This is a genomic window from Pseudoalteromonas sp. SG45-3 (genome assembly GCF_014164075.1).
Taxonomy (GTDB): domain Bacteria; phylum Pseudomonadota; class Gammaproteobacteria; order Enterobacterales; family Alteromonadaceae; genus Pseudoalteromonas; species Pseudoalteromonas distincta.
Genome location: NZ_JACJEN010000001.1, coordinates 246,019 through 260,589, shown reverse-complemented (window position 1 = coordinate 260,589; position 14,571 = coordinate 246,019). Strand labels below are relative to the sequence as shown.

General features: G+C 39.5%; 6 protein-coding genes. All 6 read left to right on the top strand.

Translation table 11 applies throughout. The features are described 5' to 3' along the window. The first annotated feature begins 2 nt into the window (after positions 1–2). The 6 genes from bcsA (at position 3) to H5126_RS01080 (ending at position 14,486) form a co-directional block, all read left to right on the top strand. A complete protein-coding gene (bcsA, locus tag H5126_RS01105) occupies positions 3–2,675 on the top strand; it encodes a UDP-forming cellulose synthase catalytic subunit (protein ID WP_182715391.1) in 2,673 nt (890 codons plus the stop codon). Beyond that, positions 2,668–4,914 carry a cellulose biosynthesis cyclic di-GMP-binding regulatory protein BcsB gene (bcsB, locus tag H5126_RS01100; protein WP_182715392.1) on the top strand — a complete coding sequence of 749 codons (2,247 nt, stop codon included), beginning with the start codon at positions 2,668–2,670 and terminating at the stop codon, positions 4,912–4,914. Before bcsA ends, bcsB begins: the two co-directional genes overlap by 8 nt. After that, entirely contained in the window at positions 4,914–6,044 is a 1,131-nt protein-coding gene (gene bcsZ, locus H5126_RS01095; RefSeq protein ID WP_182712578.1) for a cellulose synthase complex periplasmic endoglucanase BcsZ, read from the top strand. Before bcsB ends, bcsZ begins: the two co-directional genes overlap by 1 nt. Continuing rightward, on the top strand, positions 6,035–9,853 hold the full coding sequence (locus H5126_RS01090; RefSeq protein WP_182720535.1) for a cellulose synthase subunit BcsC-related outer membrane protein: 3,819 nt from the start codon (positions 6,035–6,037) through the stop codon (positions 9,851–9,853). Before bcsZ ends, H5126_RS01090 begins: the two co-directional genes overlap by 10 nt. 247 nt (positions 9,854–10,100) lie before the next feature. Then, complete coding sequence (locus H5126_RS01085) at positions 10,101–11,594, top strand: peptide MFS transporter (protein ID WP_024598453.1); 1,494 nt, start codon at positions 10,101–10,103, stop codon at positions 11,592–11,594. 147 nt (positions 11,595–11,741) lie between these two features. Beyond that, positions 11,742–14,486 carry a metallophosphoesterase gene (locus tag H5126_RS01080; RefSeq protein WP_182715396.1) on the top strand — a complete coding sequence of 915 codons (2,745 nt, stop codon included), beginning with the start codon at positions 11,742–11,744 and terminating at the stop codon, positions 14,484–14,486. Positions 14,487–14,571: the final 85 nt, after the last annotated feature.

Here is a 14,571-nt window from a genome sequence, read left to right as displayed (position 1 = left end):
GGATGAGCTTTACTCTTTTTTACAAAAGGCCCATACACAGTACATTGTATATTCTATTGAGTATATTATTCACTGATAAGCTTGTGCGTTACATTTTATTTAAATTTCATAGTTACTTTAATCAGCACAAAGTAAATGTAATTGAAGCCTTTTTAATGCCCTTCATAACTTTGTTCGGTTCATTATTTGTGAATATTAAAAAGAACAAAGAAAACTTTGAGTTAGCGTTATATAACTATTATCCACATTTAAGATTGCCATACAGAACTTATATCTATTCCAATATTATACGCTTTGTTATTCAGAGCATATTTTTGCTTTTTGCTGTTCATAAACCCAAAAGAAAATCAGTGTCTATAAAAAAGCATGCTGTAAATTATTTTTATGATGGAGTCAGTTACAGCCTAAGGCAACTTCGTTGGTACGACCTTAAATTAGGCCGATTAATAAGGCGCCTTTTTTCCAAAAACAACAAGCCTAAAAAAAGTGCTTTTAAAACAATGGCCGACGCTCGTATTTGGCAGAACAAACTTATTAAATACATCGTTGTTGCACTGATATTATTCTTGCTTGCCATATTTGTTACTATTCCCTTTAGCCTTGAAGCGCAAGCGGTGTTTATTAGCTTTATTTTACTGGTTGCTTACGCGCTCAAACGCGTAAAAGGCCATATGGCCACGATTGTAATGATCACCTTATCTGTCACTACATCTTCTCGATACTTGTGGTGGCGATACACTGAAACACTTAACTGGGATGACCCTTTAGCACTTACATTAGGTGCAGGCTTGTTACTAGCAGAAACATACGCATGGATGGTACTTATTTTAGGTTTTTTTCAAACTATTAACCCACTTGAAAGAAAACCTGTCATGTTGCCAAAAAATACTGACTTATGGCCAACGGTAGATATTTACATTCCTACTTACAACGAGCCTTTAAGTGTTGTAAGGCCGACTACCCTTGCCGCTTTAAGCATAGATTGGCCAGCAGATAAACTAAAAGTCTATATTTTAGATGATGGTAAACGCCCTGAGTTTGCTGAATTTGCTAAACAAGTTGGTGCAGGTTATTTAACAAGACCAGATAATAACCATGCAAAAGCCGGTAACATGAATAGTGCTATGCGCTACACAGATGGTGATTATATTGCCATTTTTGATTGCGACCACGTACCTGCTCGTTCATTTTTACAAATGACTATGGGACAGTTTTTAAAAGACAGTAAAGTGTGTTTAGTACAAACACCACATCATTTTTTCTCAGCAGATCCATTTGAGAGAAACTTAAATAACCACAGTCAAATTCCAAATGAAAACATGTTGTTTTACGGGCTTATTCAAGACGGAAACGATATGTGGGATGCTACGTTCTTTTGTGGTTCGTGTGCGGTACTCAAAAGAGAAGCGCTTGATGAAATAGGTGGCTTTGCTTTTGAAACCGTCACCGAGGATGCTCATACTGCACTGCGAATGCAACGCGCAGGTTATAAAACTGCCTATATAAATATTCCTCAAGCTGCTGGCCTTGCCACTGACAGTTTATCGGCTCATATTGGCCAGCGAATTCGTTGGGCACGGGGCATGGCGCAAATATTTAGGCTCGATAACCCGCTGTTAGGCAAAGGCTTGAACATACCTCAGCGACTTTGTTACTTAAATGCTATGCTGCATTTTCTATCAGGTATTCCGCGCATTGTATTTTTAACCGCGCCCCTGGCACTTATATACTTTAATGCATACATTATTTACGCGCCATTTTTAGCTATTTTTATCTACGTTGTACCTACACTTATTCAGATAAAAGCAACTAACTCACGAATACAAGGTAAGTATCGCTATTCGTTTTGGGGCGAAGTTTACGAATCTGTGCTTGCTTGGTACATATTAAAGCCAACAACAGTTGCTTTGTTTAATCCAAACAAAGGTAAATTTAACGTTACCGAAAAAGGTGGCTTAAACGATAAAGAGCATTATGACTGGGGTATTTCTAAGCCATATTTGGTTTTACTCGCCATTAATTTAGTAGGTATGTTAATTGGTATTTTACGCCTGTTTTTTGGCGACCCTACGCAAGTTGGTGTACTGCTGATTAGTATGGGGTGGGCGCTTTATAATATTATCATTTTGGGTGCTGCGGTTGCCGTGGCAGCAGAAGCACGCCAAGTGAGGCATTCACACCGTATTAAAGCAAACTTCCCAGCGGGAGTTCGTTTAGCAAATGGCCACACATTAAAAGTAAAAATTACAGATTACTCCGATAACGGCGTAGGAATAGAAACCGACCATGCACATGCTTGTCGTGTAAACGATAAAATAGAATTATTAATGAGCCGCGGTAATAAGCAATTTTCGTTTACTACCCATGTTTGTAATACTCGGGGTAATCAAATTGGCTTAACCATTAAAGATTTATCTCTTGAAAAACAGCGCGCGTTTATACAATGTACATTTTCACGAGCTGATGCGTGGCTTGACTGGCAAAATAACTTTAGACATGACCGCCCATCTTACAGTTTTAAAGAAGTGCAAAAAACAAGCCTCAGAGGGTTTAGTAACTTGCTCTTCCACGCACCAAGAGTGCTTCAACCTATCATTCAGTTTATGACTAATTTAGTTGTATACGTAAACTCATTTACTCCAAAAAGACCAATAGTGCATAATAATTATGATTAAAAAGTTGCTTAATATATCCCTAACATTGTCGCTTATTTGTTGCGCTTATTTTGCGCATGCAATTGAGCCATTACAAAATAAATCAATGTTCATTAATGGATACCCTGAGAGCGCTCAGGTGTCGAGTTTACGCTTAGATTTTGAAGCGTTAGGCTTTACAGGTTTTAGGCTCAACGGGGTAAATAATAACTCCCGCGTTGACTTTACAAACCGAATAGATAAATTGAGCACCAATTTAAAGCTTAACTTTTCGTATACTAACTCGCCTTCATTAATCGCGAATGTTTCGCACTTAAAAGTATACTTTAATGATAATTTAGTCACTGTTTTACCTATTAACGAACAACTTAGTATTGTAAAGAACACAGTGCAGCATAGCCTCGATCTTAACGCTAAATACATTCAAGATTACAACCAAGTCCGCTTTGAATTGGTTGGTTATTACGACCTTAGATGTCAAGACTACTTCAGCCGTACTATTTGGACAGAAATAAATAAATCAAGCAACATAACGCTCGACCAAAAGCAGCTTGCTATCGATAGCCGTTTAGAATACCTCCCAGAGCCGTTTTTTGATGAAAAGGATTACAACAAGCTTAACCTTCCATTTGTATTTGCTAAAACACCCAATACCCAAGCTATTGAGGCAGCAGCAACGCTATCGAGTTGGTTTGGAGCCCAAGCTGATTGGCGTGGATTTAATTTTCCCGTAACGTTAAATAAATCGCCTGATCAACACAGTGTGGTTTTTATTACTAATGATTCAAAACCTGATTTTTTGAAAGATTACCCAGATGTTGAAAAACCAACGATTGAAATCATTTCAAACCCATTTAATCGTTATTATAAAATGTTACTGATATTGGGCCGTGATGAAGCTGATTTAAAAACAGCGGTGACTGGCCTTGCATTTGGCCACAAAGTAATGACTGGAAGAAGCGCAAGTATTGAAGCCATAAATCAGTTGCCACTTCGAAAAGCGTATGATGCACCACGCTGGCTTAGAAGCGATCGTCCAGTGCATTTTGACGAGCTTATTGACTACCCTACGCAACTACAGGCGCAAGGTCTTAATAATGGTCCAGTAAAACTAAACATTCGCTTTGCACCTGATCTATTCACGTGGCGTGAAAGAGGAATACCTATTACTCTTCAGTACCGTAGCACGCCAGAATCAGAAGCCATCGACTCTCGTTTAAATATGCTAATAAACCAAGAATTTATAAGTGGTTTTTTACTAGATGAAAACAACGATTTATTACAAACAACACAAGCGTTGTTGCCACTAGTTGCCAATACTGACACCACACAAAGTACAGAAGGCTTTTCTGTCAATGGCATTAATTTAGCTAACAGAAATGAACTTAACTTTGACTTTAGGTTTGGCGTACTCAAAAAAGGCGAATGTGCTGTTGCACCTCCTGGCGGTGAGTTTGGTGTTATTGATGGCGATTCAAGCATTGACGTAAGTGAATTTGATCACTACATCGCATTACCAGATCTGAACGTATTTGCTAATAGTGGCTTTCCTTTTACCAAATATGCTGATTTACAAAAAACACTTGTACTTATTGATGAAAACCCAACACCTAATGCTTTAACCGTTTTATTTAACTTAACGGGGCACTTTGGCGCAATCACCGGCTACCCAACCCACAGAATGAGTGTTGCTCATTTAAATGAGGACGCTGATTTAGATGATAAAGACATACTCGTTATTGCTAAACCTAACAGTATTGCTAATGACTTAGATGAAGATGCACAAACAAATGTTTTGCTTAACAATAATCAGCGCGCAATTAAACAAGCAATTTATAATGGTGCATACGACGAACAAACGACCGATAAAGTAGAGGTTAGTATTAAAAGTAGTGGCGATATGGCTGTTATAACAGGGTTTCAATCACCGTTTGACTCAGACCGCTCTATCGTCTCGTTGAGTGCTACGACGCAAAATGCATTTACTATACTTGACGATGTTCTAATGAACTCAGAAAAATTAGCTCAAGTAAAAGGTAGTGCAGCCATTATCAACTCACAGGGTATTAAAACCATTCAAGTAGATGAGCAATACTTTGTAGGCCATATCCCAGTCTATACATTAGTGTGGTTTCACTTATCTGATCATCCATTTATTTTGGCATTACTGTCTATTTTAACGCTATTGCTGATCTCATTTATCTTATGGCGATTATTACAAGCACTAACTTACAAGCGTTTAGCTGAAGGAGACGAATAATGAAATCACTCGTTAATATGTTTTTTACTGTGATGGCACTATTTGCTTTCAATGCCAACGCACAAGTTGAACAGTGCGAACCTTGGCAGTCGTGGCAAGTGTTTAAAAATCATTTTATAAGCCAAGACGGCCGCGTTATTGACTTGGGCAGTGATCAAAGTATCACAACCTCTGAAGGCCAATCATATGCACTATTTTTTGCGCTTATTGCCAACGATAAAGCCGCTTTTGATTCTGTTTTAAATTGGACCCAAGAGCATTTATCAGAGGGCGATTTAAGTACGCGTTTACCAGCATGGAAATGGGGACTAGATAAAAACCGCGTAGGGGGTATTTTAGATTCAAACCCTGCGTCAGATTCAGACCTATGGATTGCCTACAGTTTATCGCAAGCGGCAATTTTATGGGATGAACGCCGCTATAGTATTTTAGCCGCAGTGCTTGCTCAACGTATAATCAGAGAAGAAACCGCCTACATAACGGGCCTTGGCCTGTCTTTACTCCCCGCACCTGCCGGTTTTGAGTTTGACAATGAGCGCTATAAGCTAAATCCTAGCTACTCGCCGTTATTTATTTACCAGCAATTTAAAAAGCTTTATCCACATTCACCGTGGCACCAACTGCACGAAGGATCAGCTAAGCTAATTTTAGATACCGCACAGCAAGGCGTTAGCCCTGATTGGGTTATGTTTGATTCAAACCGTGGTTTTTACTACAACAGAAAAAATACAGATTTAGGTAGTTATAATGCAATTCGTGTTTACCTTTGGGCAAGTATGATGGCAAAAGATGCACCCTACAAACAAGAGCTTCTTGCTCAGTTTGCACCATTTGTGGATACTATTGAAGAGCGCGGCTATGTTCCTTTAAATACGTACGCTCAATCAGGTAAATCTGAAAAAAGAGGACCTTTGGGCTTTAACGCTGCCCTGTTGCCTTTGTTAGCAGAGCAAGGTAATGATGAGCTAGTAATGGCCATTCAGCAAAAGCTAATGATTGATAAGTCTTTTACGCAAACACGTTATTACGACAGTGTATTGCATTTATTTGGTGAAAGTGCTGTAAACAAGCGTTTTAAAATAACGGCTGATGGAACGCTACAACCTACTTGGAGCACTGAATGTCGTTAAGGTTGGCCTTAGCTTGTACATTGGCACTAAGCACTAATTTAAATGCCGCAACAATAAATGATATTGATACACAATCGGTTGATTGGTTATTAAACCAAATTAGTATTGGTGAAGCACAACAAAACAAAAGACTTGTTGAAGATAGCCTGCAAAAATTGGTTGCAATTGCCCCTACGCGAATAGAAACGCAATGTGCGCTTGCACATTACGACTTTACGAATGGCAATACAGACCAGGCAAACTTGTTATTAAATAAGCTTGATAACCAACTAACACAACAAACACCTTGCGTAAAAAAACTCAAGGTTATGTCTCGTATTCAAGGTAAAGACAAGGCAGTAATTCAAGAAGCAAAGCTGCTTGCTCGTGCCGGCAGATATGAACAAGCACGTCAAATTTACAATAAAATATTTAATGATGTTTATCCTACTTTAAACTTTGAGCTTGAGCATTTAGGCTGGTATGCACAAGACAGCGCTCAATGGCAAGGGGTTAAAAATGGTTACAAGCAATTATTAAAACGCTATGACAACCTAGGCACTATAGAAGTTGCTTATGCCAGACATTTGCTAAGACGTAACCCACGCGATAAAGCAGCAATGCGTATTTTAAGTAAGTATGGATCGACATCGGGTTTTAGTGATGAAGTTGAAGGTATTTGGCTCTCTGCATTAAAAAATATGCCAATAAACAGTAATACTGACAAGCAATTTCAGCAATACTTTATACTTTACCCGTTTAGTAATAAGGGAGAGTTACAGTATCAAGACTTTAAAAAGCAATTAAAAGCACGCCAAAAATTATTAGCCGACCCGGCTTATCAGCTCTGGTTAAAAGGCAATAATCTACTCGAACAAGAAAAGTTAAAAGCAGCAGAACCTCTTCTATTAAAAGCATTAAAAGGCCGCCCTACTGACGGCGAAATCATGAACAGCTTAGGCATACTTTACCTACAACTAGGTGAAAATGGTAAAGCCTATAATTATTTTACACGTGCACAAAAATACACTGCCGACTTTGCAGAGCGAAATACCCTTAAAAGCATGGCTAAAACAGCTAAGTTTTGGCTGTATATTCGCCAAGCAAGAGACGCTATAGATAGCAGTGAATTTAGAGTTGCTAAACTAAAACTCGATTTAGCCGCCGCATTAGAAGAAGAACCTAATACCGTACTGGCAAATCGTGGCACCTTACAATTTGCCCAAGGGCTATATTCACAAGCTGCGCTTACCTACCAAGTGGTGCTTAAAAGCGAGCCTTTAAACGAAGGCGCCGTATTTGGCTTACTTGAAATTGCAAAGCTTGAACAAAGTGAAAAAACGCTCACCTCTTTTTTTAATCGACTTTCATTTTCACAAAAAGAAATATTAAGAGCGTCATATTTAAGCTCATTAAGTAGCGTGTATAGAGCTAAGGCAACAAAGCTAACTGAAGCTGGTGAGTTAGAAGAGGCTGAAAAAATATTAAAAGAGGCTATTCAGGCAACACCAGAAGAGCCTTGGTTATATTACGACTTAGCGTTTATATATCAACAAAAAGGACTCACCGACAAAGCTCGCTCATTGTTTAATAATGTATTGTGGCAATTTCCGCTAAATTCACAGCTTAGGTATAGCCATGCACTGTTTTTGCGCGCTTTAGATGATTACCAAGGTGCGCTTGCTACGCTTCAGTATATTCCATTTAAATCTCGCGATGCTGACATTGTATCTCTTGAACAACAGTTACAACTTAATGAGTCTTTAGCACAAAGCGAACGTTTTATTAATTCTCAAAATAAAGCAGCTGCTATTTATCACTTAAGTGCGTTAGAAGCACAAAATTTAACGCCACCAATGAAAGCGGAGCTAGCACGAAGCTGGTTTAGCATAGAAGAACAAAACCACGCTTTAAAACTCATGCGTGACGCATTAGCTGAAGACCCCTCATTATCAGCCTATTGGCATATGTTGTATGGAGAATGGCTTTTAGCACAGGGTAATAAAGCTCAGACTACGGATTGGTTTAATCAATATCGGCTTCCTGAAAATGCCTCTGAGGGTGAAATAGATCAGTTTGTGCAATTACAAAATGCCTATTATTCTGAGTATTTTAGTGGCAGTGATCTTATTGCGAAGCTAAATCAGCTTGATCAAAAATACCCAAGTTCATCAGCAACAACAACTGCGCTAATAAATGCAAACTTAGCACTTGATCAAAACCAATCAGCGATTATTTTATACGAACAAAAACTAAAAAATAATCAGTTAATTGAACCTCAAGCTTTAATGGCAATATCCAAAGCCTATAGAGCACTTGGTGATGATTTCCAATCGAAAGAAGTCACACAGCTCGCCATTGAACAAAGTACAACGCAAGAAAGTTATTTTCAGCGTCAAATTATGGAATCGTTAAACGATTTTAATTACGCAGGTGATGCCCTTTACTTAGCTGAACAGCTTATTCAAAAAGCACCTAATGATTTAGAGCTTCGTTATTTAGGCGCGCAAGTTGCTGCTAATTTTAATGAAACAGAGCAAGCACAAACGTGGTACGCACAAACGCTTTCACCTAATCGTCAACTAAATGAAAAAGAACTCTACGCATCACTTTCGCGCATTAATGAAAACGACGAGTGGTATATAAACGGTGCCAAACGAGAACTACTCAGCCAACAAAACAAAAACCAAGCCTACATTGCTGTTGGTGTAAATTTTAGCGGACAAGTAAGTACTGAAAGTGAGGCTACATTGGGCGCTGGTTTAGTCCCTATTGAAGCGTACTTTCCGCTTTGGCAAGGGCAAGGCTTTGTAAAAATAGATCCTACAAGTATTAGCGCTCAAACAACACGATTTGACGAGCAATTTGCTGGCAGTCGATACGGTCAAGGCGCTTTGTGTATATTTACCTGTGGTATTGACGAAGTAAGTCCTGAGCAAGATGGCGTTGATATTGGTATTGGTTGGCAAAACGAAAACTGGCGCGTAGATATTGGCACAACACCACTGGGCTTTTTAATCGAAGACATTGTGTGGGGTGTTAATTACTCGGACGACTTTGGTGACTTTGGTTATAGCCTTGAATTAGAAAAACGACCAGTAACCAGCTCAGTACTCGCCTATGCAGGTCTTGAAGACGTTAATACAGGTAAAATTTGGGGGGGTGTGCGCTCAACCGGTTTAACCGCTAATGTTTCTCATGATTTAGGCGGCAATTGGGGATTTTGGTCTAGTGCTGACTTTACATTGTATAAAGGTCAAAACGTAAAAGATAACCAGCGCTACCGCTTGATGGGCGGCACCTATTATCGTGTGATAAGTAATCAAGACCGCGAATTTACAGTGGGTGCAAGTTTATTGCATTGGGCCTATAAATTTAATTTAAGTGAAGAAACCTGGGGCCACGGCGGCTACTACAGCCCACAGAACTATATTGGGTTATCGGTTCCTTTAACCTACGATGCACGATGGGGTGATGACTTTGTATACCGCGTAAAAACAGGCGTGTCGTATTCACAAACTAAAACGCAAGCAATCGACTTTTTCCCTAATGATCCTGACCTTCAAGCAGAGGCCTTTGCGCGTCAACTTGAAACCGGTGTAGATCCGGCCTTTGATTCAGATACAAGTGCGGGCGTATCGTACAACTTAGAAGGCAGCTTTGAATACAGAATAACCCCACATTGGTTCTTTGGTGGTTATTTAGCTATTGACCGTTCTGACTTTTACGAACCTAATTTTGGCCAACTGTATATCCGTTACTACTTCAATCCTGTTTACGGGACACTCGAATTTCCGGGTACACCTATTATCCCTTATGCTGAGTTCTAACTTAGCATAAGGTGATACACCGCTCAGTACTTCCCCTCGCCTTGAGGTGTATGTATACTTGTGCTCAATTGTAACTAGGATAAGGGTGTGTCTCTTACCTTCTGGTGTTACTACCATATAGCAAATCATTATCTTAGCTACAAATAATAAACTGATGGTCGAGCATTTTAGTATGACTAAATATTAAGATAGCTAAAGCAAAAAATTATAAGGCCATTACAACAATTCTTAAAGTTAGGAAGTAAATATGAGTTCAGCTCCAGATAGTGGTTGGTTTGGCCACCCTAAAGGACTTTCGACATTGTTCTTCACTGAAATGTGGGAACGAATGAGTTATTACGGTATGCGAGCTATGCTCGTATTATTCATGACAGCAAGCTTACAAGAAGAAGGCCTTGCCTTTACTGTTGCATCAGCTGCTGCAATCTATGGTTTGTACACAGGCGCAGTATACTTTTTAGGCTTACCGGGTGGGTGGCTAGCTGATAGATTGTTTGGTGGTCAAAAAGCAGTTTGGTATGGCGGCATAATTATTATGATTGGCCATATTATTTTGGCTATTCCACATGATTATTCTTTCTTCGTTGGCTTAATATTTGTAGCAACAGGTACTGGTTTACTAAAACCAAATATCAGTGCAATGGTAGGCCAATTATATAGCGATGCTGATGAGCGTCGTGATGGCGGTTACGCTATTTATTACATGGGTATTAACATGGGTTCTTTAATAGGTTACTACGTATGTGGTTACTTTATGGAGAACGTAGGCTGGCACTGGGCATTTGGTGCGGCAGCTGTAGGTATGGCCATTGGTTTAGTACAGTACAAACTCACACTTAATAACTTACCAAAGCACAGTGCTTTACCGGCTAATCCATTAGGCTCTAAAGGTACTTCACGTGCATGGGGCGGTATTGCTGCATTTGTAATTGCAGCTGCTGCAGTTACTACGGCTGCAATGACCGGCGCTATTGTTATTAATCCAACTGTAGTTGCAGGTTACACAGCCATTGTATTTACTATTATCTTTTTTGTTTATTTTGGAGTTATTTACTTTACAGGTAATTTAACAGATGCAGAAAAACAAAGAATGTGGGCACTATTTTTAGTATGTATTGCATCTGCATGTTTTTGGTCTGGCTTTGAACAAGCTGGTTCATCATTAAACTTATTTGCTCGCGACTATACTGACCGTCTTATTGGTACTTTTGAAATCCCTACAACGTGGTTTCAATCATTAAACTCACTGTTTATTATTGCTTTATCGCCATTTTTTGCAGCGCTTTGGATTAACTTATCTAAAAGCTTAGTATCACCTAGCTACAGCGTTAAATGTGCAATCGGCTTAATTATCATGGCATCAGGCTTTTTAGTTATGTTTATGGCGGCTCATTACGCAGCTGAAGGCTTAAAAGTTGCGCCTTACTGGCTTGTTACTACGTACTTTTTACATACAGTGGGTGAGCTTTGTTTAAGCCCTGTAGCATTAAGTGCTGTAAGTAAGTTATCGCCTAAACGTTACACTGGCCAAATGATGGGTGTGTTTGTATTAACTTACTCAATCGGTAACATCATCGCAGGTTTACTTGCTGGTAATTTCGATCCGAATAATGTTGATGAAATTCCTAACTTATACTTACAAATTGCATTATTTAGCATTGGTGTTGGTGTTGTTTTAGTACTAATGACTTTTAAAGCTAAAGTATGGGAAAAACAAGGTTTAGAAGAGAAAGTCTCTTAATTATTGTTTATTTCAAATGTAGCAATATAACCTAAGACAATTCCTCCATAGCTTCTATGGGGGAATTTTTTATTCAACTTTGCCCTTCCCCCGTTAACTGATATTATATCCTGATTGGTTATTGAATAGACTCAGGGACATCCGTAGATGCAATCGTTAACGATATCACGTGTTATTATATTTATATTTCTTAGCTTTATTCTAACTGCCTGTGGTAGCGGTGATGAAGTGACGGTTAATCCAAACGATCCTGTTGAGCCTGAACCTAGCAAATTAACACTATCAAGCGCTAATGGTTTAGAGGCTACATTAGACGAAGGCAATTTTATATTTAATGCACCTTCCAGTGCTATTTCTAGTGATGTAGAGCTTACCTACGAGAAAACATTATTAGATGAGACGAATATACAACAAAATATAATTTCTGATTTACATGCGCTTACGCCCTCCACGCTTACTCTTGAAAAACCTATTACCATTACAATAAAAATCCCTGATGACTATGCATTAGGCGGACAACTGTTTATCGCAAAACTATCAGGCGCTAATTGGGATACTGTTACAAATTCAATAGTTTTAGATGGATTTGTTAGCGCTCAAGTAACAACACTGGGCACATATGCAATACAAATGCAGCGCAATGAAGCTTTCGCAAATATCGGCCCAACTTGCGACGCTAATGCAACAGAGCAATCGGTAAGGTTTGTTCACGTTGCAGATTTACATGCTCGCTTTGGCTATGAAGAGCAATATTTCAGCCGGATCAAAGCCTACTACAACCAAGTAGCAAGCCAAACTCCGCACACCTTATTTACAAACGGTGGTGACGACTATGAAAAAGGCACCGTTGCTGAGCAATTATCACAAGGTACCGCGACAGAAGAAGCTATTAAAGCAATGCAGTTTGACCTACGAGTCGTTGGAAATCATGATTATGCTTGGGGCCCTGAAAAATTACTAAGTTATTCCCAAGACGAGAATGCAATCGTACTTGCTAGTAATACTCGTTATGAAGCAGAGCAACTACAAGATTTTGAAGGCGTAGGATTTGCAAAAGTTCAAGTAGGATGTATTACACTTGGTGTGTTTGGCATGACCTCAGTGCCATGGAATGAGCTAGATGAACCTATTCAAGATGATCCGATCCCTGATTTTATTAAACAGTTTAAAATGAGCTGGGAGTGGCAACAAGTCGCACAAAGCATTGTAAACCAATACCGTGATGATGTTGATTACATGGTAATGCTAAGCCATCTAGGAGTAGGCCTAGACACAGATATGGCAACTGACGTTGCAGGTATTGATTTAGTATTAGGGGGCCATACCCATGGCGGCGAAAGCTTTGATACACTAGAAAATGGCGCCATTGTTATTCAACCTGACTTTTATGCAAAAGGGATAACCGACTTAACACTTGAGTTTAATTTAGCTGATAAAACATCACCTGTTGTGAACTATCAAACGATTGCCACTGAAACCATCACTGAACGTGATGAACCGACAAAGCAAGCCATAGATGAAATTATGGGCCGTTACGCGCCTGATGCACAAACCGAAATAGCTATTTCAGAAAACTACCCTAGTGCAATTGAGTTAGCTGAAATAACAGCATTAGCCGCGCAACACGAAAGTTCAATCACAGCTGCACTTTTAAACCCCGAACTGGTTCAAAAGCGTTGGACACCCGGCACGCTCACACAAGAAGATTTTCACGAAGCATTTTACGTAGAAAGACAGCCTTCAAATACACCCGGTTTTAACGCAATATATAAAGTAACAGTAACAGGTACAGACTTAACATCTATGTATGCAAGCCAACCTGACTGGTTTTTACTCACACCCGAAAACATTCAAGCAACCAGCAATTATGATGTCGCTTTATTTAAAGGCGCAGCGCTTAACCCTGAATTATTTTTTAATGGTGTCACATTTTCAAACGTAGAACCCATTGCCGAAGCATGGTGGTTACTAGATCAGTACGCCCGATTTAGAACAAGCCAGTGCTTATACCTAGATACCAACAATCAACTGTTTTCATGTACAAACGAAGAAAACATAACGGTATGGAATTTTGATAATACAGCAAGCCCACTTACAGCAGATTTTGGACCTTCAGTACTCAGTTACTTCGATCCTGAAGAAAAAGACTGGGGCCCAGAAGAAACTCAATATAAAACTACTGCCGAACTGGGCATTAGTGATTTGAGTGATGGGCCGTCAGGTGTAATGGCATTTTCAAGGCATGCACCAACCGAAGGCCTACATATTAACTTAAACACAGCCGCTAACGGCGATTATGCCGCTGATGGCATGGTTTCAGACTACACACTTGTAATGGATTTATACTGGCCAGCAGAAGGCCAAGATATTTACCGTGCGGTTGTTCAAGCGGATACCGTTAACTACTTAACCGACGATGCCGACATATTTATTGACCCAAGTGGTGGTTATGGTAAATCAACCAGCGACAGCGGCTATTTTGGCAATACACAATCCGACTCTTGGCATCGTGTCGCTTTAGTATTTTATACTGCACCTACCAATGGCGTATTTGAAGTGTACATAGATGGCGAACTAGTGGGTGTAAAGGAAGATGGAGAAATAAACAACCGCTGGGCACTCAAAGACGCAGTGCTGCTGTTTAATGATGACAACTTTGAAACCGAGCCAGGCTACTTAAATGCCATGCTTTATGCCGGCCGTGCAATGAGCCGCGACGAAATAAAAAGCTTAGGTAATGCGCAGCAAAAACTCACTTACGAGCAAGCAACACGCGTACTTAATCAAACCATTGAACGCCATTACCAAGCTGCGCCTGAAATAAAACCAAACTTGTGGTTACAACAGCGTAGCAAGTTTTTTGGTGAACGCGCCAAAAATGTAAATAATTAATTACACTTAACCCTATTTCATACCACTTCAAAAAAGAGAGTTTAGCTACTTAAACTCTCTTTTTTATTACTATAATTCATAAACT

Excerpts from the sequence above, each read along its gene's own strand:
- H5126_RS01090 (WP_182720535.1), top strand. The coding sequence starts at position 6,035 with ATGTCGTTAAGGTTGGCCTTAGCTTGTACATTGGCACTAAGCACTAAT.
- H5126_RS01085 (WP_024598453.1), top strand. The coding sequence starts at position 10,101 with ATGAGTTCAGCTCCAGATAGTGGTTGGTTTGGCCACCCTAAAGGACTT.
- bcsZ (WP_182712578.1), top strand. The coding sequence starts at position 4,914 with ATGAAATCACTCGTTAATATGTTTTTTACTGTGATGGCACTATTTGCT.
- bcsA (WP_182715391.1), top strand. The coding sequence starts at position 3 with ATGAGCTTTACTCTTTTTTACAAAAGGCCCATACACAGTACATTGTAT.
- H5126_RS01080 (WP_182715396.1), top strand. The coding sequence starts at position 11,742 with ATGCAATCGTTAACGATATCACGTGTTATTATATTTATATTTCTTAGC.
- bcsB (WP_182715392.1), top strand. The coding sequence starts at position 2,668 with ATGATTAAAAAGTTGCTTAATATATCCCTAACATTGTCGCTTATTTGT.